Genomic DNA, 26,973 nt, shown 5'->3' on the forward strand with positions numbered 1-26,973 from the left:
GCTCCGGACGGCTCGGGTCCTCGTGCTTCAGTGCACGCGGGCGCGCGGCAGGTTGGAGGGCGCCAGGCCCACCGACTTGAGGCCCGTGGTGGGCGCGCACACCAGCGCCTTCAGGTCCTCGGCGCGGCGCGTGAGGTCGTCGAACGTGCGAATCGACTTCGTCACCGGGTCCGTCACCGTGGTGCCTCGCAGATAGGGTGACAGCGTGGACGTCCTGCCCGAGGCCCGCGCGGACACGTGGACGAACTCCGTCTGCGTCTCACCCGCGTGACACCCGCTGCACGTGTTGAGCGAGAACTTGTGCCGCACCTCGTTCGACACGTTCGGCGCGCGCCAGAAGAAGTCCAGCGGCACCAGCGAGTGCGCCCCCAGGAACGGGATGCCACCCATGCTGTCAGGCACCGTGTGCCGCTCCTCCAGCACCGCCGCCGAGTTCTCCGTCAGGTAGCTGGCCAGCATCTGCGTGTTCTCGAAGTGGTTCGCCGGCGTGAGCTTCATCGTCGTCGGCATCAGCCCCAGGGGTGACAGCACGAACTCGCGCAGCTCCCACGGCTCCTCCAGCTCGATTTCGTTGGTGCGAATCTGGTTCAGCGCGCTGCCCTGGTGCCGACCCGTCATCACTCCCGCCTTCACGAAGCGGTCCGTGAGCGCCTGCAGCTTCGCGTTGTAGCCCGCGTTGCCCACCTTCACCGCGCCCAGCGCATGCCAGTCCGAGGCCCAGCGCTGGATAGCCTCGGGCGTGGTGCCCGGCAGCGCGTACTCCAGGATGACGGTAAACTCGAGCGGCTCGCCGTTGGGCGCCACCACGCCGTAGATGAAGCGCCCCTCGCCCGCCGTCACCCCCTGCTCGCGCAGGTCGATGCGGTTGACGATGGCCAGCAGCCGGAACGGCGCCGAGTTGAAGTCCAGCGGCTTCGACGGCCCGCCGCTGCGCGTCTCCCACGGCCCCAGCACCTTCGTCTGCATCTCCGGACGCGGCGGAATCGTCAGCCCGTTCACGTGCTGCTTCTCCAGCCACGTCTTCAGCCACGCGCGCACCAGCTCGGACGGGTCCTGTCCGCCGTTCAGCTCGCGCATCACCGTGCCGAAGTGCCACGCGCCTCCCGGCGCCGTGCGCACCGGGTCCTCCACCACGGACAGGTGGGTGATCATCAGCTCGCTCGGCTTGTCGATGGTGCACGTGTTGGTGGGCTGGCACACCGTGCGCGACTCGCAGCCGTTGGACGCCTTGCCGTCACAGTCGTAGTAGCCCGGCACGCAGGTCTGTCCGCACGTCGCCGCCACGCAGACGCCGTCCGCGTAGGGACCGTCCTGGCACGAGTTGCCGCACGTGCCGCAGTGATTGGGGTTCGCCGTGAGGTCCACCTCGCAGCCGTTGGACGAGCGGCCGTCACAGTCCGCCGTGCCGGGCGGGCAGCGCAGCTCGTACGCGGGACCCTCGGCGCACGTGGACACGTTGCCGCACGCGTCCTTCGCCGCCAGGAACACGCGGTGGCTGCCACCGGGACCGAACGGGGCCACCGTGCTGAAGCGCCCCTGCGCGTCCGCCTGCACCGTGCGCGTGGGCGTGCCCGTGCAGGCCACGTCGACGAAGATGCCCACCGTGGCGTGCGGCTCCGCGGTGCCCGTGATGACGAGCTGCTGGCCATCGTTCAGGTACTGCCACTTCACGTCCGTCACGCGCGGCGGCTCGGGCGGCTCGCCGTCATGCTGGTACTCGAGCGGGTTGGAGCAGGTGGACGCGGAGTCGTAGCCGCCCGCGGCTGTCGCCCGGGCGGACACCGTCACCTTCGCGTTCTTCGCCACGCTCACCTGGGCGTAGAACAGGCCGATGTCGTCAGTCGTCACCGTCTTCTCCACCGGGCCCTGACAGTTGGCGGTGCGGAAGACCTCCACCGTGACGCGCGGCTCGGCGCGACCGTGGAAGACGGGCTGCAGGCTCCCGCCCGGGGACGTGGGCGAGGTGCTCAGCAGCACCGGCGCCATCCGGGGCGTGCCCGGGCCGTAGGGGTAGTCGACGGCGGGGCTGCACTGGGAGCCGTTGCCGACGGCGTCGTAGGCGCGCGCGGAGTAGCGGGCGCCCGGGCCGTTGGGGACGGAGACGGGGACCTCGCAGTAGTTGCCCGCGTTGGCCACGGTGGAGCCGACCTCGGCCCCGGTGCAGCCGGGGCCCTGGTACACGCGGACCGTGGCGCCGGCCTCGGTGTGGAGGGTGAGGGCGCGGGTGGAGCCGGTGCCCGCCTGGGCCCAGGTGGGCGCGGGGGTGGGCGGTGGCGTGCGGTCCACGAACACCGGGTTGCCGAGGCGCACGTTGTTGCCCTCGCTGTCCTCGGTGACCAGGCCATCCGGGTCCACGCGGGCGCTGAGGAAGTAGTCGCCTTCGGGGATGGCGCGGGCGCTGACGGACGCGGAGACCTCGCGACATTCGCCGGCGCGCAGGGAGAAGCGGGGGCTTGCGCCCAGGTGGAACTCGGAGGCGCCGGGGGCGGAGGAGGCGGTGAGGAAGAAGGCCGCGTCCGTCATGCCGGAGCCCGCGCCGTCGTTGCACAGGCGCGCCTGGACGCGCTGCTCACCCGTCCCCAGGGCGGAGGGACCCGAGACGAGCTCCACCCGGAAGTCGGGGGCGCTCGGCTGGGGCCTGGGGGTGCTGGGGTCGGGCCTGGGCTCGCTGGGGTCGTCGTCCCAGTCGGGCGGGTCGTCCAGCCCGGACTCGACGATGCAGCCCGCGAGTGTCCCCGCGAGCGCGATTGCCCACCACGGGCGCGCGTGCATGTGTGGAATGCCTCCGGAGGAGCCTGTAGGGGTCCGGCCCTGGGGTAGGGGTGGATCCTCCGTGCCCCTGGACGGGGGCTCGCGGGAATTATTCACGGAACGGCGTCAGGAGGGTGCGTCCTCCTGACGCCGGGTCATGTGGTTGTGGGGCCTACTGGACTTCTTCGCTCAGGAGGTTCCTCACGGGAGTGACCCCCGTGGAGGGTTACGTTTCGTTGCAGGGCTCAGGAGGCCATGGCCAGGGAAGCATGCTGACCTGGCGCTCGTGGTCAGCCGTCTCGGGCGTGAGGCAGTGCGTGCCGCCTCCGCACCCTTCATCGGCAATGCCAGAGCAGTTGTTGTCGAGGCCGTCGAGGCAGAGGTCCACCTCCGCTGGATTGATGTCGAGGTTGTTGTCGTTGCAGTCCGTGTTGTTCACCACGTAGCCGCCGGGCTGGCTGCAGGACTGCACCGGCTGGCTCGCGTTGCCGTAGCCATCCCCGTCCGCATCGCGGTACCAGGTGGTCACCGTCAGACCTTCATCGACGGAGCCGTTGCAGTTGTTGTCCTGGCTGTCACAGAGCTCTGAGGCTCCGGGGCGGATGTTCGCGCTGCCGTCGTTGCAGTCGCTCGCGTTCGTCACGTAGCCGGACGGCTGTGAGCAGGCCTGGGTGGAGCTCGACGCGCTCCCGTAGCCGTCGCCATCAGCGTCCCGGTACCAGGTGGACATCAGGCCTTCGTCCACGGAGCCGTTGCAGTTGTTGTCCACACCGTCGCAGGACTCGGAGGCACCCGGGCGGATGCCGGCGTTGCCATCATGGCAGTCCGAGGCGTTGCTCACGTACCCCGACGGCTGGCGGCAGTTCTGCGTGGAGACGCTCGCATTGCCATAGCTGTCGCCATCCGCGTCTCGGTACCAGGTTGAGGTGGTGAGGCCCTCGTCGGCGCCGCCCGCGCAGTTGTTGTCGATGCCGTCGCAGACCTCGGTGGCTCCGGGGTGGATGGCACCACTGCCGTCGTTGCAATCCCCCGCGTTGGAGACATAGCCCGCGGGCTTCGTGCAGGCCTGGGTGCTGGCCGAGGCGTTGCCGTAACCGTCGCCATCCGCGTCGCTGTAGTACGTGGAGGTGACGCCCTCGTCGGTGGAGCCGTTGCAGTTGTTGTCCACGCCATCACACGTCTCGGAGGCGCCGGGACGGATGTTGGGATTCGCGTCGTGGCAGTCCGAGGCGTTGCTCACGTACCCCGACGGCTGTCGGCAGTACTGCGTGGCGTTGTTCGCGTCGCCGTACCCATCGGCGTCCACGTCCCGGTACCAGGTCTGGGTCGTGAGGCCCTCGTCGACTCCTCCCGCGCAGTTGTTGTCCACGCCGTCGCAGACCTCGGTGGCGCCCGGGTGCGTCGTCGGGTTGGAGTCATCGCAGTCCGAAGCGCTCGCCACGTAGCCCGTGGGCTGACGGCAGCTCCGCGTCGACAGGGTCGACCGACCATATCCATCCCCGTCTCCGTCCAGGAACCACTCCTGCGTGGGGACTCCCTCATCGACGCCACCCGCGCAGTTGTTGTCGACACCGTCGCAGACTTCCGCGGCTCCCGGGTGGATGGACGCATCCGTGTCCAGGCAGTCCGAGGCGTTCGTGACGTAGCCCGTGGGCGCCGCGCACGCCTGCGTCGACTGGCTCGCGCTGCCGTAGCCATCGCCATCCGCGTCCCGGTAGTACGTGCCCAGCACGCCTTCATCCGTCAGGGAGTCGCAGTCGTTGTCCGCGCCGTCGCAGACCTCCGCGGCTCCAGGCTTGATGGAGGCGTTGCCGTCGTTGCAGTCGCCCGCCACGGCCGCATAGCCCGCGGGCTGCCGGCAGTCGCTCACCGTGTCGCTCGCGACGCCGAAGCCGTCACCGTCCGCATCGCGGTACCACGTCTGTCGCGTCAGGCCCTCGTCCACCTGGCCATCACAGTTGTTGTCCACGCCGTCGCAGGACTCGGGCGCGCCGGGGTTGAAAGCAGCCCGCGTGTCGTCGCAGTCACCCGCCTGGGCCGCGTGGTTCACCGGGCGCGCACAGGCCTGCATCGACTGCGAGGCGACACCGTAGTCGTCGTGGTCCTGGTCCAGGTACCACGTCGCGAACGTCAGCCCGTCGTCCGTCTGGCCGTTGCAGTCGTTGTCGCGGTTGTCGCAGGTCTCCGCGGACGGGGCGTACTTCTGCACGCACTCCAGGGCGCCGTGGGTGCAGTACCTGACGCCCTCGCCGCACACGCCGACGCCGCCCGTCTCGCACGCGACGAGTCCGCCCGGGTTGCCGTCGTCCACCTCTCCGTCACAGTCGTTGTCCAGGCCGTCGCACTGCTCGTCCGATGCGGCCTGGTTCTGCTCGCACACCACGAGGCCCTGCGTGCAGGCCGTGGTGCCCTTCGCGCAGACACCGAGCGCGCCCGTGGCGCACTCGTCGCCGCCACTCGGGTTGCCCTCGTCGACCTCACTGTCGCAGTTGTCGTCGATGCTGTTGCACGTCTCCGGCGCGCCTGGGTACGTGGTCGACGTGAAGTCGTCACAGTCGATGTCCTCCACGAAGCCATCCACCGGGGCACAGGCCTCCATGGACACATACTCGTCGCCGAAGCCGTCCATGTCGCTGTCGTAGTAGTAGGTGTTGAGGATGAGCGTCGTCACGGGCGCGGAGGTCGCCGTGGTCGTGTACGCACCCGTGCCGAGCTGCCCCTGGCTGTTGTTGCCCCACGTCCACACCGGGCAGCCCGGACGCACCGCCAACGCATGGTGGTAGCCCGCGGCGATGGCCGTGACGTCCGTGAGTCCCACGGCATCCACGGGAGCTCCGCTCGTACCTCCCGGGGCGCCATGCCCGAGCTGGCCGGAGGCGTTGAGACCCCACGCCTTCACCACGCCATTGCCCATGATGATCATCGAGAAGGCAAGACCCGCGCGCACGTGCGTCGCGGCGAACACGCCCGGGACGGCCGTGGGCGCGAGCACCGGTGTGGTGCTCGTCGTCCCGGTGCCGACCTGCCCGGAGGAGTTCTGCCCCCAGGCCCAGACGTTGCCGAACTGCTCATCGATGGCGAGCGAGTGCGCTGCTCCCGCCGCGATGGCCTTGGCCCGAGGCAGCGTCGTCACCACCGTGGGCACGAGCACCATGGCGGGCGAGGTGCTCCCCGTGCCGAGCTGCCCGAAGTCGTTCTTGCCCCACGCCCACACCTTGCCGTCCGCATCCAGCGCGAGCGCGTGGTTGTGACCCGCCGCGATGGCGCGGATGGTGGGCAGGCTGTTCACCTGGCGGGGCGTGGACTCCGCGGTGCTGACCGCGCCCTTGCCCACCTGCCCGGAGGCGTTCTGTCCCCAGGCCCAGACGCGGCCGTCCTGCCCCAGCGCGAGGGAGAAATTCCCGTTCGCCGAGATGGCTTGGATACCCGACAGCCCACTCACGCGCGTGGCGGCGTTCACCAATCCACCCGTGGTGCCGAGGCCCACCTGGCCGAAGTCGTTCTTGCCCCAGGCCCAGACATTCCCATCCACATCGAGCGCGAGCGAGTGCGTCTGTCCCGCGGCGATGGCCTTGCTGGGAGGCAGACCCACGGGCTTCGTGGGGCTCGCCACCGGCGTGGTGCTGGTGTTGCCCGTCCCCAGCTGTCCGACGGAGTTCTGTCCCCAGGCGAAGACCTCGCCGTTCTTCTGCAGGAACAGGGAGTGGTAGGCACCGGCCGCCACGGCCCGGTCCACCTTCACCTGGGCGGACAGCTTCTTCTGGGTCGTGGTCGTCTCCGACCCATTGTCAGACATGGGCTCCGGCTCGCCGCAGGACAGCAGGGCCAGGAGGAGGGGAATCACGGAGTGGATGCGAGGTACGAATGACCTCGGCTGACAGGGGTGTCTCAAGCTGCGCTCCAAGGATTTTCTCCGGCGACCGGCCTCTCGTGCGCGGAGGAGTGGGGACGAACTCCCGTCGAAGGATGTGGGGCGGTGATGACACCCGGTTGCGGTGAGGGAGCGCGTCCCAACCCGGCTGGGATTGAGTCACGGACCGCGAGCCGGGGGGAGTGAGGGCGAAGTCATGGTGTGAGTGATTCGCCAGGGGTGTCCAATCAATTCGTCTGGCTTTGTGCGTCGTGATGACCGGTTGTTGTGTGGTGAGTGATGGCTCGACCGGGGCTCGTGAGATTCCACGAGGGTGAAGCAGCCCCAGCCGGGTAGATTCATCCCCATGGCTGGCTCACCTCGTGTCCTTCTCCTTGCTGAACGCTTCCCGCCTGATATCGGTGGTCTTGCTCGCAGCGGTGCCCGCACCGCGGGAGCCCTGGCTCGACTCGGGGCTCGGGTGGAGGTGCTCGCCTGGACCCGCACGGCGGCCCCCGGCGCGTTGAGCACACTGGACGATGCGGGCGAGGTGACGCCGTTGGCTCGCGGTGTCACGTTGCATCGGCTGGGGCTCTTCGGGAGCAGCGACCTGTCCATGCAACACACGCTGGACGTGCTCGGGTATCTGCACTCGCGTCGACGCTATGACCTGGTCTGGGGGCACTACCTGTCACCGCCCGGGTTCCTCGCCGTGGTGTTCGCCGCGTCTGTCGGCATCGCCTCCACCGTGAGCGCTCGCGGCAATGACGTGGACCAGCACATGTTCCCGCCCGGGGACTTCGCTCGCCTGCTGTGGACGCTCCAGCGCGCGGATGTGCTCACCGCGGCCTCCGCCGACCTGGGCCGGAAGATGAGCATGCTGCTGGGCAAGGACGGCCGCGTGGAGGTCATCCCCAACGCCGTCGACACCGAGATGTTCTCACCCGGCCCCGCGGAGGTCTCGCTGCGCGCGCGGCTTGGCATCGCTCCGGATGAAGCGGTGCTCGGTTTCTCCGGTGAGCTGCGTCACAAGAAGGGGCTGCCGTTCCTGCTCGCCGCGCTCTCGGAGGTGCGGCGCACCCGGCCCGCGTGTCTGCTCGTCATTGGTGAGGTGCGGCCTCGGGATGCCGAGCACCTGGTCGCCTTCCGCGCCGAGCACCCCGAGGACGGGGCTCGCATCCTCGTCTCCGGCGCGCTCGAGACGCCTGAGTCCATCGCCGCGCACCTTCGCCTGTGCGACGTGTATCTCCAGCCGTCCCTGTGGGAAGGAATGCCGAACGCGCTGCTGGAGGCGATGTCCTGCGGCCTGCCTGTCATCGCCAGTGACGCGGGCGGCATCCCCGAGGCCGTGGACCATCAGCGCAACGGTTTCATCGTCTCCAAGGCCCTGCTCAATCACCTCGGGCAGGCTTGTCTCGACGTGCTGTCGCTGTCCTCGGAGCACCGCGCCGCCATCGGTGCCGCCGCGCGCCGTCGCATCCTCGAGCGCTTCCAGTCCGAGGCCGAGGCGGAGGTGCTGCGCCGGGTCCTCACTCGCGCTGTTCCTCGCGTGGGGTGACGTCCGGGGCCTTGCGCGTCATCCCGAGCCCTGTCTCGTACGCGCTCACCAGCGCCTCACGGGCCTTCGCCCAGCTGAAGTCGCGCTCCACGCGGGCCCTCGCCCTGTGGCTCAGTGACGGACCCAGCTCCGCGTTCGCGCACAGGTCCTTCACCGCCTCCACGATGGCCTTCGGCGAGCCCGGCCTCACGAGCAGCACCTCGTCCGGCCCCGCCAGCGTCCTCACCACCGGCAGGTTCGACGCGATGACCGGGGTCCCCGAGGCCATCGCCTCCAGCAACTTCAGCGGACAACACCCCTGCACGCAGTTGCGGTCATTCACCGGCAACGGCACCAGCACCGCGTCACAGGCATGATGCAACGCCGCCAGCTCCGCCTGGGGCAGGGGCTCCCGCAGCTCCACCGCCCCCTCCAGGAGCAGGTCCCCACACCGGTCCATCATCACCTTGCGCTGGTGCTTGCGCAGCGGCCCCACCAACGTCAGCACCGCGGGCATCTGCTCGCGCAGGAGCCGCAGCGCCTCGATGGCGTGATGCACTCCCTGCCACGACGTCATCGTCCCGCTGTACAGCAGCCGCACCGGCTGCCCCGGTACTCGAATCCTCGGCGGCGCGTGGCGGAACACCTCCAGCTCGACACCATTCGGAATCACCTGCACCTTCGACGCCCGCGCGCCGCGCTTCACCAGGTACTCCGCCGTCACCTCGCTGGGCGTCACGAGCAGGTCCGCGCTCGCGATACACGCGTCCTCCTGCGCGACGAGCTTGAGCATCAGCTCCGCGTCGTCCGCCACGTCCGGGTGGTGGTACTTCAGCTCGATGGACGGCAGCCCGTTCACCTCGAACACCAGCGCGTCCGTCAGCGCGGCCTTCCGCGTCGCCACCGGATAGCCCTCGAAGATGGAGCGCACGTGGACCACCCGCGCCCTCGGCCGGTTCCTCCACCACGCCGCCAGGTGCGTGCGGAACGACAGCGCCTGCGCCACCAGGTCCCGCCCCCTCGCCTCCAGGGGGTGGTACGTCACACCCTCGACCAGGGGCCTCGGCTCCGCGCTGGCCGTGGGGCCGTCCCGGAGCGCGAGCAGGTCCACCCCTCCGAACGCCGTGCCCAGCGCCTCCACGAAGGCCCGGATGTGCACGGCTGCCCCCTTGGGGGCCGGGAAACGGTCGAACGATGCGTAGACGATGCCGGACGCGGAGGCCACGTCATGCGTGCTATCGCGCCTGGCCATCCCCGGCCAACCTCCTCGTTTGCCCCGCCCCCCGCCGACCCATACACTCAGCGCCTCCGTACCGTGGCTCCGAGGGGGAGCATCCCACCGTGTCCTTCGACATCGACCGCTTCCGCGTGGAGAAGCGCTACCGCAACACCGCGCCCGTCTCCGTGTTGATGGAGGACCTGGACCAGCTCGGGCACCTCGACGAGCACATGGCCGAACAGGCCCGCCTCTGGCGTCGTCGCCGCGGATGGGCCCTGAGGGGCTTCGCGGGCCTCGTCGGCCTGTCCTTCATCCTTCGCGGCTTCACGGAGGTCTCCTGGCTCGGCGGGTGGGCGTGGTGGCTCGGCTGGCTGTCGCTCGTGGGCGCGGTTGGCCTGCACCTCAAGGCTTCCGGCTACGCGGGGTGTGACCTGGAGGACCGCCGCTACCAGCTCCCCGCCCGACTGCTGCGCCCGCTGCTGCGGGACATCGATCCCCAGGAGCGCGTCACACTGGAGCTGGACTTCCAGCCCATCGACCACTCCTCGAAGTTCGTCCGCCAGGGCAGGACGGCCACTGGCTGGGAGACCAACGAGTTCGAGGATGCGTGGATGTCGCTCCAGGCCCGCCTGCGTGATGGCACCCACCTGCGCCTCTCCCTCACCGAGTGGCTCCAGAAGCGTACGCGCAGCCGGCGAAACCCCCGCGGCAAGTTCAAGACGAAGCACAAGCGCAAGAGCGCCACCTTCCTCCAGGCCCAGCTGCGCGTGAAGCCCGAGCGCCACCCCGGCCTCGCCCAGATGCGCGCGCAGGCCCAGCAGGCCGTGAAGCTGCCGCCCCAGGTGAAGCTGTCCCGGCTCGACGTGACGGAGGACAAGCTCGCGATGCGCGCCCACATGGACTCCGAATGGAAGGTGGAGCCGGACGCGACGCGGGCCTGCCTGATGATGCTGTTGAGCCTCTTCCAGGTGCTCCACGCCTCCTCGGCGCGCGGCAAGCACCTCACCTCGAGGGCTTCATGAGCCGCCTCCCACTTCTCCTGTGCCTGTTGCTCGCCTGGGGCTGCTCGCGCCCCTCCGGCTCCGAGCCTCCCCAGGCCCCCACGACCACCGCCGCCTCCGCGGAGGACGTGCCCCTGCCGGGCAAGCTCAAGTTCAAGGACGGCGACGGCCGCGAGCGCTTCTCCCTCAAGCCCAAGGACGATGGCGCCAAGCTCGTCGACGGTGACGAGCGCGAGCTGGCGCGCCTCAAGTGGAAGGGCGCCTCCCTCAAGGTCTCCGGTCCCGATGACGTGGCGCTGGGGTACGTGCTCGGCTCGTCCGGTGGCGCCATCATCGTGCGCGACGGCGAGCAGCGCCAGGTGCTCTACACCCTCGCCATCCAGGGGCCAGGCTGGCGCCTCACCGACTCGAAGGGCGCGTTGCTCTACACCGTGCTCCCGGAGGATGACGGTGCCCGTGTCTATGACGCGCCGGGCGCGGAGATTGCGCGCGTGAAGGTGCGCGAGGGCAAGGTGTCCCTGCGCGATGCCCAGGGCAAGACGACGCTCTCCACGCATGCGCTCGTGCGCGCGGACGCGGCGGCGTGCCTCGCCTTCGAGGCGGTGTCCTTGCCCTTGCGCGTGGCGCTGCTCCACCAGCTCCAGCAGCCGCCTTCCGGACCCACGCCATGAGCCCCGCTTCCGCGAATCCTGGCTGTCAGGTGCGGCTGGGCTTCCTGCTGCCCCACGAGTGTGGGGCGCCCGCGAGCATCCCGTGCGAGCTGTGCGGCAAGCTTGCTTGTGAGCTGCACCTGACGTCGCAAGAGGACCAGACGGTCTGCACGGGGTGCGCGGGCGTGCTCTCCGGAGAGTCGGACGAGGCGAGCACCTACTACGACGACTACGGCTACTACGGCCGGGGCGCGTCGTGGGGGGGCGGCTCCTCGAGGGACCCGCATGACTTCACCGAGGCGGATGGCGAGAGCCTGCGCCACGAGGAAGATGCCTCCTTCGAGGAGGACCTGGGCGGAAGCTGATGACTCCCGCGCGCTGGCTCATCTACGCCCTGGGCGGTGGCATGGGGCACTTCACCCGTGCCTCGGGGCTCGCGCGCAACGCGGCTCGGAAGGGCCATCACGTCACGCTGGTGACGAACAGCCCCTTCGCGCCCGATGTCCCGCTGGAGGCGGTGCTCGGTCCGGAGGTGCATGTGCACCGCTTGAGCCCGGAGCTGGGCAAGGCCGCCATGCGCGAGACGGTGGACTGTCTGCTCGAGGGCGTGCGCCCGGACCTGCTCGTGGTGGACACGTTCCCTCGCGGGCTGGTGGGAGAGCTGGCGCCGCTGTTGCCCTCGCTGCGCATGGGCAAGGTGCTGGTGCATCGCGACTTGAACCCCACGTACGTCGCGCGCTTCGACATCGCCGCCGCGGTGGAGGACTTCCACCTGTTGCTCGTCCCGGGTGAGGACGCGCCCTTCGCGGGGCATCCGCGCGCGGTGCGCACGGAGCCTTGGTTGCTGCTCGGCCGCGAGGAGTGGCTCGGGCGTGAGGAGGCTCGTGAGCGGCTGGGCGTTGCGCCCGATGACACGCGTCCCCTGGTCGCGGTGATGGGGAGTGGCAACGCGCTGGAGGTGGAGGAGGCGGGGCTCATCGCCGCGCGGCTTCAGGAGCGGCTCGGTGCGAAGGCGCCGGTGCGGTGGCTCGCGCCTCCGGGGCCTTGGCTCTCCGAGAAGGCGCCCCGGAAGAAGAACGTGGTGCGAGACGGCGCGCCGCGTCCGTTGCGCGTGTGGCCCGCGCTGGCGGTGATGTCCGGTGTGGACGTGCTCGTCGGCGCGGGTGGCTACAACACCGTGCAGGAGGCCCGGGTGACGGGCACCCCGTTGGTGGCTCTCGCACGGGCGCGGCGCTACGACCGACAGGCGGTGCGGCTGCGCCCCGAGGAGCTGGCGCGCACGCCCGAGGAGCTGGTGGAGCGCGCGGTGGAGTTGGTGGACTCGCGCCCCAGGCGCGACCCTCCGAGCTACGCGAACGGCGCTCGGGACGCGGTGGCGCTCATCGAGCGCGTCCTGCTTGGTGCTCGGGGTGCCTGAGCCTCGGTGTCCGTGGCGAAACATCTCGAACCCCGGCGCCGTGCTCCGCGATGAACGGAGCACACGGCGCAACGGCGCTCAGTGCTTGAGGTCCTTGTGGCCCGGCGCGGGGTCGATGCCGTGCGCCATGATGAAGTGGTAGAGCACCTGCGGGTCCTCCTTCGGACCGCCTATCAGCTCCACCAGGAAGTGGCCCTGGGTGCCCGAGTCCGGGTCCGGCGCCACGTTCACCTCGGTGACCTCGCGGCCCGCCATCACCAGCTCGCCCACGAGCACCTTGCCCTTGAGCACCTGGATGATGTGCTGGCGGTCCTCCTCGAGCACCACCCAGTGGAAGTCGTCGTGGTCATACAGCATCGCGTCGACCGAGCCGCACCGGAGGATGCACTGCGTGTGTTCCTGGAGCCAGCGCCAGAAACCATCGAACTTCAGGGTACGACTCGGCTGGGGGAGCATGTCCATGGTGGTGACCTCACGCGCGGCCAGCAGGCTCTCGCCCGCCCGCCTCGCTGAAACCTCCCTAGCACGATTGCCCGCCGCCAGCGCTGACACCGTGCGGGGAACCCACCCCCGCGCCGCGCCGTTGTCCACTCGGTGAATCCCCCACCTCCTGGGCTTGTTCCTCCAGTCAGGTAGGGGGCACCGCCGTCTCACCCGTCCCCAGTCCAGGAGGGCTTGAACCGTGACCCGTCCCGCCCTCGCCACTCTCCAGGAGACACCATGAGCCTGCGTGCCTGGCTGGCCGCCACCATGGGCGGACTGGCCCTCCTCACCCTCATCGCCGCCGTCGCGCTCATCGTCCTCACGAACGCGCAGACCCACTCGGCCAACACGCTCGGCAACTCCGTGGATGGGCTGCACATGGCGGAGGAGCTGGAGATCGACCTGCTCAACCACTTCCGCCTCAGCGGCGGCGCCGGGCCGCAGGACACCCGCTCCCAGCTCATCCGCGGGCGCTCCGTGGAGAGCATCGAGGCCTCGTTCCCCCTCCTGCTCGACGGGCTGGAGCGCAACGCCGTCAGCGACGCCGAGCGGACCCTCATCCAGGAGGTGGAGGAGGACTTCGAGCGCTACCTGCAGGCCCAGCGCGAGGCCGCACGCCTGCCCGCGCGCACGCGGCTGGCCCCCGTGGTGCCCGCGATGGACGCGGCGCTCGATTCGCTCGAGCGACTGGTGCAGCTCAACGTGGAGGAGGCCCGCGTGGCGCGGGAGGCCTCGGCGGACCTCAGCCGCCTGGGCAACACCGTGGGCCTGTCGCTGTGCGGCCTGCTCCTGATGGCCTTCGTCGTGGGCTCGCTCCTGTTGCAGCGCATCGCGCTCCAGCCGCTGAAGGACATCAGCCAGGCCATGCGCCGCTTCGGCGTGGGCCGCAAGCGCACGCGCGCCCCGGTGGCCGGGCCCACGGAGCTGCGGGACATGGCCAGCACCTTCAACGAGATGGCCAACGGCCTCACGCACCAGCAGGAGCAGCAGCTCGCCTTCCTCGCCGGCGTGGCCCACGAGCTGCGAAACCCCCTGTCCGCGCTGAAGCTGTCCACCGCGCTGTCCGAGCGCAGCCAGGCCCAGCTCACCCCGGAGCGCATGCAGCGCACCCTGGCGCTGGTGGGACGTCAGGTGGAGCGGCTGGACCGCATGGTGGGGGACCTGCTCGACGCCACGCGCATCGAGGCGGGCAAGCTGGAGCTGCGCCCGGAGGTGAGGGACGCGCGCGAGCTGGCGCGCGGCGTGGTGGAGCTGTACCGCTCGAGCGACAGCGGACACGTGCTCCAGCTGGACGTGCCGGACGCGCCGCTCTTCGTGCGCGCGGACCCGGACCGGCTGGAGCAGGTGATGGCCAACCTGGTGAGCAACGCGCTGAAGTACTCCCCGGCGGGAAGCCGCGTGGAGGTGGCGGTGCGAGGGGAGGCGGAGCACGTGCTCCTGGTGGTGAAGGACCAGGGCATCGGCATCTCCGAGGAGGACATGGCCATCCTCTTCGCGCCCTTCCAGCGGCTGGGCAGCCCGCGCGGCAAGCGCGCTCCAGGGGTGGGGCTGGGGCTGTCCGTGGCCCGGCGAATCGTGGAGGCGCACGGCGGCGACATCGAGGTGCAGAGCGCTCCCGGGGCGGGGTCCTCCTTCTGTGTCCGGCTGGCGCGGGTGAGCGGCGAGAAGGCGCACGGCGCCGAGGGGCCGGCCGCGGAGGCCCGGGGCGGGGGCCCGGACGCCCTGCACTAGACGCAAAGCGTTGCGCGCGACGCTCGTGTCGTGGAGGCTGGGTGCGCCGGACGCTCGTCGGACGTACCTTCCGGGCCACATGCCAGGAGTCGCAGGGATTATGAAGAATTCGCGCCGGGTCGCGTCGCTCGCCATCCTGCTGTCCGTGGGAGGATTGGGGGCGTGTGCCTCCCGCCAGACGGCGCCCGAGACCCCGGTGGCCCCGTCGGCCGCCGCCAGGGCTTCTGTCGTCCAGTCCACGGAGGGAGGCTTCTCCGTCGCGCTGCCGGGGCCGGTGAGCGAGGAGCGCCGCTCGCAGCTGACGGATGTGGGCGAGGTGACACTCCATACGTTCATCGCCGAGCGCAAGGAGTCATCCACGGCGTACTACGTCTCGTACACGGACTTCCCCGCGTCGGCCGTGTCGCAGGCCAGGCCGGGCGACGTGGTGTCTCGCGCGAGCATGGGCGCGCTGGAGGCGCTGGGGGCCACGGGCGTGTCCTCGCGGCCGCTGACGCTGGAGGGCTTCCCGGGCTGGGAGGTGGAGGGCATCTCCGGGCCGCGCCGGCTCAAGGGCCGCTTCTACCTGGTGGGGCCCCGGCTCTATCAGCAGCTCCTGCTCCACCCGGAGGGCCAGCCGCCCGCCGACGCGGAGGCGTTCTTCGAGTCCTTCCGCCTGGACCCCCAGGTGGCGGCGATGTTGTCGGGCGCGCAGCGCTCCTGAGCGTGCCGTCATGAACCTGTCCGCCATCGACCTGAACCTGTTCCTCGTCCTGCACGCGGTGCTGGAGACGGGGAGCGCCACGGACGCGGCCAAGCAGCTCCACGTCACGCAGTCCGCGGTGAGCAACGCGCTCGCCCGGCTGCGGGAGATGTTGGGGGACCCGCTCTTCGTGCGCAGCGGTCGAGGCCTGGTGCCCACGCCTCGCTGCGAGGAGCTGCGGCCGCTCGTGGTCAACGCGGTGGCGCAGCTGCAGGTGGCGGTGGATGGACAGCGCTTCGTGCCCGCGGAGAGCACGCGCACCTTCACGCTGTCGTGTGGCGACAACCAGGATGTCTGCGACGTGCCCCGGGTGGTGGAGGCCTTCGCCCGGAAGCTGCCCCGCGCGCGGCTGCGCGTGGTGAGCATCGACTTCCTGATGGCCTCGGACGGGCTGACCACGGGGGAGGTGGACGCGGCGCTGGCGCCCCAGATGGTGGCGACGCGGGATGGCTACTTCTGCGAGGACCTCTACCTGGAAGAGGTGGCCTTCCTGGTGCGCAAGGAGCATCCGCGCCTGCGCGGGTCGACGTTGACGAAGGAGGAGTTCAACGCCTCCCGGCACATCGGCATGGTCATCGCGCAGGGGCGTCCGGGCATCGGCCACCGCTACTTCCAGGAGTTCTGCAAGGAGCACGGCCTGGAGTTCAACCCCGCGCTGTCCGTCTCGCACTTCATCGCCGCGGGCATGGCCGTCACGCGCACGGACTACGTGGCGGGGATGCCGGGGCGCACCGCGGACGCGCTGTGCGCGATGCTGCCCGTCAAGCGGCTGCGCCTGGCCATCAGCACGCCGCCCATGACCATGTCGCTGATATGGCATGAGCGCACGCACACGGACCCCGGCGCGCGCTACTTCCGGCAGTTGATGGTGGAGGTGCTGAAGGAGCCGTCGATGACGCGGGCGGCGGAGCCCCGCGTGAAGCCACAGGCCGCCGCGCGTCGGGCCCGGGGACGCTGAGCGCCCGTCGGAACACAAGGGTCCGACGGGCGTCGCGCTGAATCTACGGGGTGGCGCCGGGCGAATCCTCGGGGATGTCGCCGAAGCGGCCCATCTCGAAGTCATGAATCGCCTGGAACAGCTCGCGCTGGCTGTTCATGACGAACGGGCCCATGTGGAAGATGGGCTCGCGGATGGGCTCGCCCGCGAGGACCACCAGGTGCGTGTCCTCCTCGGCGAGGAGCGTCAGGTGCTCGCCGTCGTTGGCGAACACGGCCAGCTCCCCCTCGGTGGCCCGCTCACCGCCGGACGACACGCGGCCGGAGGCGACGAGCACCATGGCGTTGTAGCCACGGGGCAGGGGGACTTCGAGCTTCGTCCCCGCGCGCACGTTGACGTCGAGCAGGGTGATGGGTGTGAAGGTCCGCGCGGGGCCTCGGGTGTCGGCGAAGTCGCCCGCGATGACGCGCACCGTGCCGCCCTCGATGGGGACGGTCGGAATCTGGGCCGCGGTGATGGGCTGGTAGCCCGGGGCGGCCCGCTTGTCGGCGCGAGGGAGGTTCACCCAGATCTGCAGGAACTCGAAGATGCCGCCCCGCCGGGAGAAGGACTGCTCCTGGTACTCCTCGTGGAGGATGCCGGACGCGGCCGTCATCCACTGCACGTCGCCCGGGCCGATGACGCCCGAGTGGCCCGCGTTGTCACGGTGCGCGACGACGCCCTGGAAGGCGAGCGAGACGGTCTCGAAGCCCCGGTGCGGGTGCCAGCCGACGCCGCGCTGCCCCTTGGCGAGGGCCGGGTACTCGTACGGAGGATGGTGGTCCAAGAGCAGGAAGGGGCTGACGCGCTCCTGGGTGAGGCCGCCACTGGGGACGAGCGTCTTGACGCGGAAGCCGTCACCGACCCAGTGCAGGGGCCCGCCGCCGTGGACGCTCTCGAGCGTCCGCGCGCGGGGAGGCGCATGGGGAACGGTGGGGGGAGGAAGTGTCTGGGTCGTGGTGCTCATGACCCAAACAGTAAGGCTGGGAGTCGACGTGTAAATCGCCGCTGCCCATGATGCTTGGCATCACGTCGTGTGATGGTCCGCGGACAGCGCGAGCTGACACAGGTCCGTGAGCCGGTTCGAGGCCCACGTGGCCACCGGGCCCAGCGGCACGCCCTTGCGGCGCACCAGGGCGAGCGGGCGCCGGGGCGGAGGGCCTCCCTCCCACGCGGCGAGCCGCAGCTGCACGAGCCTGCCGGCATTCAGGTCCTCGCGCACCAGGTGCTCGGGCTCGTGGCCCCAGCCCAGGCCTCCGAGGATGAGGGCATGTTTCGTCATCAGGTCCGCGACGCGCCACTGCTTCGGCGACAGCACGCCCCGGTCCGTCGTGCCCGCCTTGCCCGTGGGCAGCCGCTCGCTCAGCACCAGCTGCGTGGCGGAGGCGAGGTGCTCCTCGGTGATGACACCCTTCACGTGGGCCAGCGGATGCGAGGGCGCGGCGACGGGCAACATGCTCAACAACGCGATGGGCCGCTGCTCCAGGCCGGTGAGGTCCAGGTCCGCGCCGGCGATGCCGAGCGTCGCCTTGCGCTCGCGCAGGCGCTCCGTCACCGCGGAGAGCAGCTCCACCTCCAGCGTCAGCTCCACGCCCGGATGTGTCTGGGCCAGCTCACGCACGAAGGAGAGCAGCGCGGGAGTGGGGAACATCGCGTCGACGACGAGCGCGAGCTTCGTCTCCTCGCCACTCTTGATGCGGCCCACCACCGACTGGAAGGTGGCCAGGTCTTCATGGAGACGGCGCGCGGCGGCGACCACGGCCTCGCCCTTGGCCGTGAGCCGGGGGACGCGGCTGCTGCGGTCGAAGAGGCGCAGGCCCAGCTGCTTCTCCAGCCGCTGGATGGCCTGACTGACGGCGGGCTGGCCCAGGCCCAGCTTGCGCGCCGCCGCGGAGAAGCTGCCCTCCTCGGCCACCGCGCGGAGCGTCCGGAGCTGGTCGATGGTGACGCTGTCGAGCACCGCGCGACTGCATCACATCGACGCGGGCGGTGCTACTTGCGCGAGGTCAACCAGGAGACGATGAGCGACGCGAGCGTGTTGGCCGCGGTGCCCTCCGCCACGGCCCCGCGCAGCACGTCGCGCGACAGGGCCTCCGCCGCGCCGATGATGGCCACGCAGCGCTGGCGCAGGGCCTCCCGGGGCAAATCGCAGAAGGGCGCGAGCGTGCGCTGGTAGAAGTCCACGTACTGGTCCAACAGGCCCTGGTGGAAGGCCTCCATCTGCCCGTCCCCCTTGAGCGCGGCGGCGATGGCGAAGTGCTCGGGGCCGGACGTGGTGTAGCAGCTCATGTACGCGGCGCTCATCACCCGGGCCACGTCCTCCAGCTTGCGCCGCGTGCGCTCGAGCGCCTCCTGAAGCTGGGCCACCTGCCGCGCGTCGGTGCGCTCGTACAGCGCCATCAACAGCCCGGCGCGCGTCTGGAAATGCTCGTAGGTGATGGGCTTGCTCACCCCCGCGCGCTCGGCCAGGTGCCCGAGCGTCAGCGCGTCCGTGCCCTCCTCACGCACCACCGCCACCGCCACGTCGAGCAGCTGCTCGCGTCGCTGGGCCTTGGGCAGCTTCTTGGAAGAGGTCTCACTCATGCGCGTCACCACGGCTCTTGAGGGCTTAGTCGCCTCGCCCCTGGCGCGCAACCGACGGGGTCCTGGTCGAAATGGTTGCGGACCTACTTTTGGTAACTTACTTCCTGTAGGGTCGTCGGAATTCCCGTCCGCGCCGGTCCTCCGGCCCTCTCGACCACTGCCTTCGCTGGCAGGGGAGCGCACCCGTCATGTCTTCACCCACGCAGAAGCCCGTCCTCATCATCGGAGGCTCGGGCGTCGTCGGCTCGATGGCCGCCCAGACGCTTCGTCGTTTCCATCCCGAGCTGCCCATCACGATTGGCGGGAGGGATGTGGCCCGCGCGGAGGCAGTGGCCCAGAAGCTGGGGCACGCGGACGCGGTGCGCGTGGACTTGTCGCGCGGGGATTTGGGATTGCCCGAGGGGCGCGGGTACAGCGCCGTGGTCCTGTTCGTGAAGGACCACACGCTCAACGCGCTGCGCTTCGCCCAGGCCCGGGGCATCCCGCACCTGGGCATCTCCACGGCCCTGTTCGAGGTGGCGCCCGAGGTGGCGTACTTCATGAACGCGCCCCAGCGCTCGGCGGTGCTGCTGGGCACCAGCTGGCTGGTGGGCGCGGCGACGCTGCCCGCGCTCCACTTCGCGCGGGAGTTCAAGACGCTGGACTCCATCGCGATGGGCGCGGTGCTGGACGAGCAGGACGTGGGTGGGCCCGCCGCGTCCGCGGACCTGGAGCGCGCCGCGAGCGCCGCGCCCAACGCGCTCATCCTCGAGGACGGCAAGTGGCGCTGGGTGGGCGGCCCGGCGGGGGAGCGTCGCTTCCGCGATGGCGACGGGAACGAGCACGTGGGGCAGGCGTACTCGCTGACGGACCCGGTGAGCCTGGCGGCCGAGACGAAGGCGCGCGCCATCCGGCTCGACGCGGTGGTGGGCCTGTCCGCCGGGCGTCGCAAGGGTGGGGCCTGCTCCGTCGAGACGCTCTTCGAGCTCGAGGGCACGCTGCAGGACGGCACGCGGGCACTCGTGCGCTACGAGATGAGCCACGCGCAGGGGCAGGCGCCTGTCACGGCGGTGGGCGTGGCCGTGAGCGTGGAGCGACTGCTGGGGCTCGCGGGCGGCGCTCCCGTCGCGCCGGGGCTCTACCTGCCGAACGTCCTCATCGAGCCCGCCTATCTGATGCGACGGCTCGAGGAGGCCGGTGTCCGTACGCGCCGCCTCTCCTGATTCGCATCCCCTTGCTCGAAAGGAATCCCGTCATGAACAACGCATCGAAGCTCAACCCCGTCCTCTTCATCGGTGGCTCCGGCGTCGTCGGTCGTCGCGCCGTGAAGGCCCTCCGCGACCTCCAGCCGCACCTCCCCCTCCGCATCGGCGCGCGCGATGTGACGAAGGCGTCCGCGCTCGCGCGTGAAGTGGGCCACGCCGACGCCGTGCGCATCGACCTGGAGCGCGATGACCTGGGCCTGCCTCCGGGCTCCACGTTCAGCGCCATCGTCGTGCTGCTCAAGGACGACTCGCTCCGGACCCTGCGCTACGCGCAGGACCAGGGGGTGCCCTACGTGTCCTTCTCCGACTTCGTCTTCGACATCGGCCCGGAGGTCGCGCTCCACGTCCAGCGGCCCACCGCCGCGCCCACGCTGCTGCTCGGGCACTTCCTGGGCGGCACCGTCGCCCTGGCCACGCTCCACTTCGCGCGCGAGCTGGCGAAGGTCCACGCCATCCGCATCTGCGCCGTGTTCGACGAGGAAGACGTGGGCGGACCCGCCGCGCTCGGCGACATGGACCGCGTGGCGAAGGGCGTGCCCAGTCCGCTCATCCGCAAGGAGGGCCGGTTCCTCTGGGCCACCAGCGAGGCCGACCTCACGCGCACCTTCCAGGGCGTCGACGGCACGCAGTGGCAGGGCCGTGCGTATCCGCTGCTCGACGTGGCCTCGCTCGCGGCGGTCACGGACGCGAGCGACATCCGCCTGGACTTCGCGCTGCGCCCCGCGTCGCGCCGCGCGCCGGGACAGGGTCCGGGCCACGAGGTCATCATCGAGCTGGAGGGCGTGAAGGCGGACGGAACGCCGTCACTCGTGCGTCACGCGCTGGTCGACGCGGACGTCCATTCCGGTCTCAGCGGAAAGGGCGCCGCGCTCGCCGTGGAGCGGCTGCTGGGCCTCACGGGTGGGACGCCCGTGGAGCCCGGCTTGTACTCACCCGAGGGTGTGCTCGACGCGGCCTACGTCGTGAGCCGCCTCCAGGAGTGGGGAACACGGATTCACCGCGTATGACGCAATCGAGTGCCTGGAGAGGAGGCCGCCGTCCCCACCCGACTGGCGACTGTCAGTCCACGGGCGGATACTCGCGCCTCCCCCTCACTCCGTTCCCGCAGGAGTCCGCTTCATGTCGCGTCCGCTGACCGCAGCACTCCCTCGTCCTTCTTCGGTGAATCGGTCTTCCGTGAGTGTCGCGGTCTCGAACGTGAAGGTGGCGGACCCCGGTGACGCGGGCGCGCCGCGCGCCGTGCCCGCGGGTGAGCGCACGGAGCGGCTCGACGGCATCTCCCGCTTCATGCAGGAGCTGGAGCAGGGACAGCGCGCGCTCGTCGGCGTCATCCAGTCGGCGCCCTCGGGCGAGCGGCTGTCCAACGCGGAGCTGCTCGCGCTCCAGGCCTCGATGACGCGCTACACCCAGGCGCTGGAGCTGGTGAGCCAGCTGGTGGGAATCGGCGGCAGGCCGACGCGCACCGCGCCGGCGCGCTAGCCGGACTTCTTGCGCTGACCCCGGGGCGCCGCGGCGGAGGACTCCTCACCCAGCCGCGCGCCCAACTGCTCCCGGATGGCGAGCACGCGGGCCTTCAAGTCCCGGAGCTCCTCCAACGTGCAGCCCGAGGCCTCCAGGATGGACGGCGGCACGCTCTCCGCCCTGGCGCGCAGCGCGCGACCGGACGCCGTCAGGCGGATGCGCACCTGGCGCTCGTCGAGCACGTCCCGCTCACGCTTGAGCAACCCCGCCGACTCCAGCCGCTTGAGCAGCGGCGTCAGCGTGCCCGAGTCGAGCAGCAGCCGCTCCCCCAGCGCCTTCACCGTGACGCCGTCCTCCTCCCACAGCACCATCATCGCCAGGTACTGGGGATACGTGAGGCCCAGCTTCTCCAGGAGCGGCCGGTACGTGCGGTTGAGCAGGTGCACCGTCGAGTACAGGGTGAAGCACAGCTGCTCGTCCAGGTGCAGCGCGTCGCCGCGCTTCTTGTTCGACGGGGACATGACGGCTCCTCTCCCCACCATGCCCCCGGACTGCATTGTGCGCAATGAAATCGTGCCTCAGGGCCGGGGCAGGTCGCGCGCCAGCCGCAGCCAGACGGGGAGCCGCTCCAAAAGCGTCTCCAGGTCGAAGGGCTTGAGCAGCGTGTCGAGCACGCCCGGGTGATGGATGGGCCGCGTCGTCATCGCCACGACGGCGAGGCCCGGCCAGTGCCGCGCCACGCGCCCGAGGAAGTCCTGGCCCGTCATGCGCGGCATTCCCATGTCGAGCAGCACCAGCCTGGGACGGCCGTGCACCTCCAGCCAGGTGAGCGCCTCCAGGCCGTCCTTCGCCATGGACACGAGCTGTCCCGTGCTCGCGATGATTTCGACGACGGCGGCGCGCAGGTCCGCATCGTCCTCCACGACGAGGAGGATGCCTTCGGGGACTCCCGACATATGCGAGCGTGCGTAGGTCAGCGTGGCCGTGGGGAACAGGGAACATCTGCCGGTTTCCACCGGCAGATGTCCGAAGAAGACTACGAGTCCTCGAACATCGCCTGGAGCACCCTCCGGGCGAGCTTCACCTCCGGGTCGGAGCGACACGAGAGGAAGTCGCAGATTTCCGCCACGTCGCCGGTTCGCTCGTGCTCGAAGCCCTGGAAGAGCGTCTTGAGCGACACGTCCAGGCCCACCGACAGCTTGCCCAGCGTGTCGAGCGAGGGAGAGAAGGACCCGCGCTCGATCCGACGGATGGCATCCACGGAGAGGTCGCACCGCTCGGCCAGCACCTCCTGGGTGAGCTCGCGGCCATTACGGAGCTGGCGTACATGGCTGCCGAACTTGCGATGGAACCTCGTCCAGTTCGCTACCTTGTTTTTCGCTTTCTCCATATGAGTGACGGGTAATTTGGGGACGCGGCGCCCCAAGTGAAGTGAGTCTGTTGGCGTGTGGACCCTGGCATCGGCCTGTCCGCCAACTCGCAGGCCCTGTGTGTCGCAGGCGCGCGCGAAACCAGTGGGCAAGGTGCGAGCCCCCGAAAGCTTCGGGCTCCCTCGGAGAGCAGGGGGCCTGGCGGGCCGGGAAAATGCGCGAGCGGAAGCTTTCGTCTACGCTGGATGCCGCATGACGCATTCGGAAGTCGGGTGGGTGGGCGTCGGGCGCGTGCTCCGCGTCCTGGCCTGTGGCGGGCTGCTGACCGCTTGTGAAATCGGTTCCGAGGCACGTCCCCCCTCCGCGCCAGTCCCCGCGGCGGTGGCGACGCCGGCCGTGGCGTCACCGAGGACCCCGGTGCCGGTGACATCCGCCGTGGCGCCCCGCAGGGTCTTTCCGGAGCCGTCCGAGCGGACCCGCTCGACGCAGGCGCTGGCGGTGAAGCTGGGTGCTCCGGGCGCGAAGGTGGAGGACCCGTGCGTGGCGTCGGTGGCGCAAGGGTGCGTGCGCACCGCGCTGGCGCCCTTCTTCGAGTCGCTGGACGCGCTGTCGTCGGGCACGGCGAGGCGGCCCACCGTCATCGAGGCGTTCGGCAACTCCCTCATCGCGGGAGATCGCATCGTGGACATCCTGCGGGATGACCTGGGCGCGAGCTTCGGCGCGGCGGGCCGGGGCGTGCTGCTGGTGGACCGGATGGCGCCCTACGGCGGGCGTGGCCGGGCGAGCCACAGCGCGAGCGGTTGGACGCCGCGCACGCTGGGCGAGCTGCGCGCGCCGCCGCTGCCGTTCGGAATCACCGGCGTGTACCACGTGGCCACCCAGGCGAAGGCGCGCGGCCGCTTCAAGCTGGAGGGCGAGGCGCGGGGCACGCTGTGGTGGCTGGACGTCCCGCGAGGGGGCGCGCTCAGCGTGGTGAGCGGCGACACGGTGCTGGCGCGGACGACGCCGGAGGGCACGGGCGCGTCGCGCTCCACGCGCTTCGAGCTGCCGCCCGGCGCGACGACGGTGGACGTGGTGGCGGAGGGCAAGGGCGCGGTGGTGCAGGGGGTGGTGCTCCAGCACGAGCGCCCTGGCATCGTCCTGGACATGTTGGGCGTCCCGTCCGCGGACGCGAGCCTGTACGCGCGGCTGGAGGACGGAGCGCTGCGCTCGCAGCTCACCGAGCGGGACCCGAAGCTGCTGGTGTTCTTCCTGGGCGGCAACGAGTCCAAGCGCCTGGAGTGGAAGCGCACGGACCTGGCGACGCTGCGCGAGGACCTGGGGGCGCTCTTGCGGCGGGCCCGCGTGGCGGCGCCGTCGAGCGCGTGCCTGGTGGTGGGGCCGATGGACGCGGTGCGCGACGCGAAGGACTCGGGCAAGGCCTTCACCCAGCGCCCGTTCCTGGAGGCGGTGGTGGAGGCGGAGCGCGAGGTGTCGCTCGCGGAGGGCTGCGCGTTCTTCAACCTGTACGAGGCGATGGGCGGCAAGGGCGCGCTGACGCGCTTCCACAAGTCCGGCTTCATGCATGACGACCTGGTGCACCCGCGTGGACGCGGGCTGGATGTGCTGGGGCACCTGGTGACGGACGCGCTCCTGCGCGCGTGGGTGGAGACGCCGCCGGCCCAGGGCCCCGTGGCCCAGGTGGCTCCGGCGGCCGAGCGGGTGGAGGCCGTGCCATGACGATGCGAAGCGCGGGGTGGCTGGCCGTCGTCCTCTGGGTCTCGACGCCGGTGGTCGCGGCGCCGAAGCTGCCGTCCGTCTGTGAGAGCGTGGAGGTGGACGAGGCCGGCGCCTCGCCGCGCGCGCTGCCCGAGGAGGTGACGAAGGCGCTGGACGCCATCGTCCGCTCGGAGCTGTCCCAGGGGCCCGTGGCGGGCTTGTCCGTCGCGGTGTCCCGCGGGGAGCAGCGGTGGGTGTGTGGCTATGGCTACCGCGACGTGGCGAAGCGGCTGCCCGCGACGCCGCGCACCACGTACCGCATGGCGTCCGTCACCAAGTCCTTCACCGCGGTGGCGGTGTTGCAGCTGGTGGAGCAGGGCAAGCTGTCGCTGGACGCGGACATCCACTCGGTGGTGCCGACGTACCCGGCGAAGCAGTGGACCGTCACGGTGAAGGATTTGCTGGGACACCTGAGCGGCGTGCCCACGTATGACGGCGTGGCGTCGACCCAGAACGTGAAGGCGGTGAGCACCGAGGAGGCGCTGGCGGTGTTCTCGCAGAAGCCGCTCGCGTTCGAGCCGCGCTCCCGCTACCTGTACAGCACGTGGGGCTACAACCTGCTGGGCGCGGCGGTGGAGTCCGCGTCCGGGCAGTCGTATCGCGACTACCTGCGCGAGCATGTCTTCCAGCCCGCGGGCATGGCGCACGCGGACCTGGATGTCACCGCGACGCGCGATGAGCACCAGGCGGTGGGCTACCGGGTGAAGGACGGGGTGCTCCAGCGCTCGCGCTTCCTGGATGTGTCCAGCCGCTTCGGTGGGGGTGGGACGCGGGGGACGGTGGGGGACATGCTCGGCTTCGGTCGGGCGGTGCTGTCGCACCGGCTGGTGTCTCGCGACACGATGGGGAAGATGCAGGCGTCCATGGCCACGAGCGATGGGCGGCTGACGGACTACGGCATGGGCTTCGCGACCTATCCGCTGCGCGGCCACTACCTGGTGGCGCACGCGGGAGGGCAGCCGGAGACGACGACGCTGCTGGTGATGTTCCCCGCGGAGGACACGGTCATCTCGCTGGCCACGAACATCGAGGGCGAGGCGAAGCGCCTGCGCCGGCTGTCCATCCGGTTGATGGAGGGGGTGCTGGAGCAGGGCGTCACGCGGCGGGATGCGCACTTCACGGACCCGGTGGACTCGGTGGTGTACGAGGGGCTGGGGCGCATCGCGAGCTATGGGCTCGCGTACCATCTGTGGGCCACGCGCGGGCCGGGCTCGCTGCCGGCGGAGGAGGACCTGCCGGGCGCATTCAGCCGGGTGTCGGAGCTGCTGGACCGCAAGGCGATTGCGCGCGATGGCAAGGCGGCGCTGGAGCGCATCCGCGGTGGGCATGACCCGCGGCTGGGGTCGGTGTTCATCCGCGTGGGCGCGCACATGGCGCGCACGTTGGAGAAGGCGCGGGGCCCTGAGCGGCTGCTGGCGTATCCGGCCGAGGGGCCGCTGTCGTTCTTCGCGGACTACCTGGCGGCGTGTGAGGCGCAGGGGGGGCCGGACACGGAGCGCTTCGGGGAGCCGCTGCGCACGGACCTGCTGCGGTTCGTGGCGGGGTGGAAGCGCGCGGAGGTGCCGGAGCTGCAACGTCAGCGGCTGGACGAGGAGTCGAACCCGGAGCCGCGCTGGGCGGTGGTGAAGAAGGCGGCGGGGCTGTCGCCGGACGTGCGGCCGGACTACTCGGACGAGATGCTGCGCATCGCGGAGCGCTTCGCGTGGCGCAAGCAGCAGGCGGGGCGGCTGCGCTGGCTGGAGCGCGCGGTGGAGCTGCACCCGAGGAGCGTGGACGCGCGGCTGGCGTTGGCGCAGGCGCTGCTGGTGGCGAAGCGGGACGAGGAGGTGCTGGGGCATCTTCGCGAGGCCCACGCGACGCCGCAGGGCATGCTGGCGCTGGCGCCGACGCCGCTGCTCAAGCGCGTGGCGGAGGCGGAGTCTCCGCGCGTGGGGCTGGGGCTCTTGCGTGCGGCGGTGGCGCTGCATCCGGAGTCGCCGGAGCTGTGGGAGGCGCTGGCGAAGCGGGAGAAGGCGCAGGGGCACAAGGCCGAGGCGAAGGCGGCGCTGCGTCAGGCGCGACGCGCGCGTGAGGCCCGGCCGGAGCCCTCGGTGGACCCCGCGAGCCGGAGCGGTGGAGACCGTGGCGCGGGCCCCGTGCCGGATGACCACGGACTGGTGCGGCCACGTCCGTCGCCCTGAGCGGTGGCTCGCGTCGCGGG

23 protein-coding genes are annotated in these 26,973 nt (G+C 70.8%); 13 read left to right on the plus strand and 10 right to left on the minus strand.

Annotated features, from left to right (window positions below; all coding sequences use genetic code 11):
- Positions 1-27 precede the first annotated feature (27 nt).
- Positions 28-2,772 (minus strand): CARDB domain-containing protein, encoded by a 2,745-nt coding sequence (locus OWM54_RS23110; RefSeq protein WP_267698883.1) that lies wholly within the window; start codon positions 2,770-2,772, stop codon positions 28-30.
- Positions 2,773-2,977: 205 nt separating this feature from the next.
- Positions 2,978-6,547 (minus strand): MopE-related protein, encoded by a 3,570-nt coding sequence (locus OWM54_RS23115; protein WP_267698884.1) that lies wholly within the window; start codon positions 6,545-6,547, stop codon positions 2,978-2,980.
- Between the two features lie 421 nt (positions 6,548-6,968).
- On the opposite strand from OWM54_RS23115, the gene OWM54_RS23120 reads away from it, so the two are divergent.
- On the plus strand, positions 6,969-8,159 hold the full coding sequence (locus tag OWM54_RS23120) for a glycosyltransferase (protein WP_223750454.1): 1,191 nt from the start codon (positions 6,969-6,971) through the stop codon (positions 8,157-8,159).
- Here OWM54_RS23120 and OWM54_RS23125 read toward each other — a convergent pair.
- Positions 8,131-9,390 carry a glycosyltransferase family 4 protein gene (locus OWM54_RS23125; RefSeq protein ID WP_267698885.1) on the minus strand — a complete coding sequence of 420 codons (1,260 nt, stop codon included), beginning with the start codon at positions 9,388-9,390 and terminating at the stop codon, positions 8,131-8,133. The two genes, OWM54_RS23120 and OWM54_RS23125, sit on opposite strands and share 29 nt — an antisense overlap.
- Before the next feature lie 89 nt (positions 9,391-9,479).
- On the opposite strand from OWM54_RS23125, the gene OWM54_RS23130 reads away from it, so the two are divergent.
- From OWM54_RS23130 to OWM54_RS23145, 4 genes are read left to right on the plus strand one after another with little or no spacing between them, the layout of a single operon-like run.
- The gene (locus OWM54_RS23130) at positions 9,480-10,379 is read left to right on the plus strand and encodes a hypothetical protein (RefSeq protein ID WP_223750452.1); all 900 of its coding nucleotides are present in this window, start codon (positions 9,480-9,482) and stop codon (positions 10,377-10,379) included.
- Positions 10,376-11,029 carry a hypothetical protein gene (locus tag OWM54_RS23135; RefSeq protein ID WP_223750451.1) on the plus strand — a complete coding sequence of 218 codons (654 nt, stop codon included), beginning with the start codon at positions 10,376-10,378 and terminating at the stop codon, positions 11,027-11,029. Before OWM54_RS23130 ends, OWM54_RS23135 begins: the two co-directional genes overlap by 4 nt.
- Positions 11,026-11,373, plus strand: a complete 348-nt coding sequence (locus tag OWM54_RS23140) for a hypothetical protein (protein WP_223750450.1) — start codon at positions 11,026-11,028, stop codon at positions 11,371-11,373. The genes OWM54_RS23135 and OWM54_RS23140 overlap by 4 nt, the downstream gene beginning before the upstream one ends.
- Positions 11,373-12,425: a hypothetical protein gene (locus OWM54_RS23145; RefSeq protein ID WP_223750449.1), complete on the plus strand. Its 1,053-nt coding sequence runs from the start codon at positions 11,373-11,375 to the stop codon at positions 12,423-12,425. Before OWM54_RS23140 ends, OWM54_RS23145 begins: the two co-directional genes overlap by 1 nt.
- 78 nt (positions 12,426-12,503) lie before the next feature.
- Here OWM54_RS23145 and OWM54_RS23150 read toward each other — a convergent pair whose 3' ends face one another.
- Positions 12,504-12,887 carry a serine/threonine protein kinase gene (locus OWM54_RS23150; protein ID WP_223750448.1) on the minus strand — a complete coding sequence of 128 codons (384 nt, stop codon included), beginning with the start codon at positions 12,885-12,887 and terminating at the stop codon, positions 12,504-12,506.
- A gap of 258 nt (positions 12,888-13,145) precedes the next feature.
- Here OWM54_RS23150 and OWM54_RS23155 point away from each other — a divergent pair, with 258 nt between their 5' ends.
- The 3 genes from OWM54_RS23155 (at position 13,146) to OWM54_RS23165 (ending at position 16,339) form a co-directional block, all read left to right on the plus strand.
- Positions 13,146-14,639 (plus strand): sensor histidine kinase, encoded by a 1,494-nt coding sequence (locus tag OWM54_RS23155; RefSeq protein ID WP_267698886.1) that lies wholly within the window; start codon positions 13,146-13,148, stop codon positions 14,637-14,639.
- A gap of 100 nt (positions 14,640-14,739) precedes the next feature.
- On the plus strand, positions 14,740-15,342 hold the full coding sequence (locus tag OWM54_RS23160; protein WP_267698887.1) for a hypothetical protein: 603 nt from the start codon (positions 14,740-14,742) through the stop codon (positions 15,340-15,342).
- A gap of 10 nt (positions 15,343-15,352) precedes the next feature.
- Positions 15,353-16,339: a LysR family transcriptional regulator gene (locus OWM54_RS23165; protein WP_223750445.1), complete on the plus strand. Its 987-nt coding sequence runs from the start codon at positions 15,353-15,355 to the stop codon at positions 16,337-16,339.
- 43 nt (positions 16,340-16,382) lie between these two features.
- Here the strand turns inward: OWM54_RS23165 and OWM54_RS23170 are convergent, their stop codons facing one another.
- From OWM54_RS23170 to OWM54_RS23180, 3 genes are read right to left on the minus strand one after another with little or no spacing between them, the layout of a single operon-like run.
- Positions 16,383-17,324: a pirin family protein gene (locus OWM54_RS23170; RefSeq protein WP_223750444.1), complete on the minus strand. Its 942-nt coding sequence runs from the start codon at positions 17,322-17,324 to the stop codon at positions 16,383-16,385.
- Positions 17,325-17,384: 60 nt separating this feature from the next.
- Positions 17,385-18,317 (minus strand): LysR family transcriptional regulator, encoded by a 933-nt coding sequence (locus OWM54_RS23175; RefSeq protein ID WP_223750443.1) that lies wholly within the window; start codon positions 18,315-18,317, stop codon positions 17,385-17,387.
- 32 nt (positions 18,318-18,349) lie between these two features.
- Entirely contained in the window at positions 18,350-18,940 is a 591-nt protein-coding gene (locus OWM54_RS23180) for a TetR/AcrR family transcriptional regulator (RefSeq protein WP_223750442.1), read from the minus strand.
- Between the two features lie 188 nt (positions 18,941-19,128).
- Between OWM54_RS23180 and OWM54_RS23185 the strand changes: the two genes are divergently transcribed.
- From OWM54_RS23185 to OWM54_RS23195, 3 genes are all read left to right on the plus strand, one after another.
- Entirely contained in the window at positions 19,129-20,142 is a 1,014-nt protein-coding gene (locus OWM54_RS23185) for an NAD(P)-dependent oxidoreductase (RefSeq protein ID WP_223750441.1), read from the plus strand.
- 32 nt (positions 20,143-20,174) lie between these two features.
- Positions 20,175-21,191 (plus strand): NAD(P)-dependent oxidoreductase, encoded by a 1,017-nt coding sequence (locus OWM54_RS23190; protein ID WP_223750440.1) that lies wholly within the window; start codon positions 20,175-20,177, stop codon positions 21,189-21,191.
- Between the two features lie 169 nt (positions 21,192-21,360).
- Positions 21,361-21,663, plus strand: a complete 303-nt coding sequence (locus OWM54_RS23195; RefSeq protein WP_223750439.1) for a hypothetical protein — start codon at positions 21,361-21,363, stop codon at positions 21,661-21,663.
- On the opposite strand, the gene OWM54_RS23200 is transcribed toward OWM54_RS23195, so the two are convergent.
- From OWM54_RS23200 to OWM54_RS23210, 3 genes are read right to left on the minus strand one after another with little or no spacing between them, the layout of a single operon-like run.
- The gene (locus OWM54_RS23200) at positions 21,660-22,166 is read right to left on the minus strand and encodes a MarR family winged helix-turn-helix transcriptional regulator (protein WP_223750438.1); all 507 of its coding nucleotides are present in this window, start codon (positions 22,164-22,166) and stop codon (positions 21,660-21,662) included. The genes OWM54_RS23195 and OWM54_RS23200 overlap by 4 nt on opposite strands.
- A gap of 57 nt (positions 22,167-22,223) precedes the next feature.
- Positions 22,224-22,661 (minus strand): response regulator, encoded by a 438-nt coding sequence (locus tag OWM54_RS23205; RefSeq protein ID WP_267698888.1) that lies wholly within the window; start codon positions 22,659-22,661, stop codon positions 22,224-22,226.
- Between the two features lie 20 nt (positions 22,662-22,681).
- Positions 22,682-23,035: a helix-turn-helix domain-containing protein gene (locus OWM54_RS23210; protein ID WP_141327495.1), complete on the minus strand. Its 354-nt coding sequence runs from the start codon at positions 23,033-23,035 to the stop codon at positions 22,682-22,684.
- A 232-nt stretch (positions 23,036-23,267) separates the two neighbouring features.
- Between OWM54_RS23210 and OWM54_RS23215 the strand changes: the two genes are divergently transcribed.
- Both OWM54_RS23215 and OWM54_RS23220 read left to right on the plus strand, forming a co-directional pair.
- Positions 23,268-24,734, plus strand: coding sequence for a GDSL-type esterase/lipase family protein (locus tag OWM54_RS23215; RefSeq protein ID WP_267698889.1), 1,467 nt, complete (start codon positions 23,268-23,270; stop codon positions 24,732-24,734).
- Between the two features lie 2 nt (positions 24,735-24,736).
- Entirely contained in the window at positions 24,737-26,953 is a 2,217-nt protein-coding gene (locus OWM54_RS23220; protein WP_420715382.1) for a serine hydrolase, read from the plus strand.
- Positions 26,954-26,973: the final 20 nt, after the last annotated feature.

It is taken from the genome of Myxococcus sp. MISCRS1 (genome assembly GCF_026626605.1).
In the GTDB taxonomy this organism is placed as follows: Bacteria; Myxococcota; Myxococcia; order Myxococcales; family Myxococcaceae; genus Myxococcus; species Myxococcus fulvus.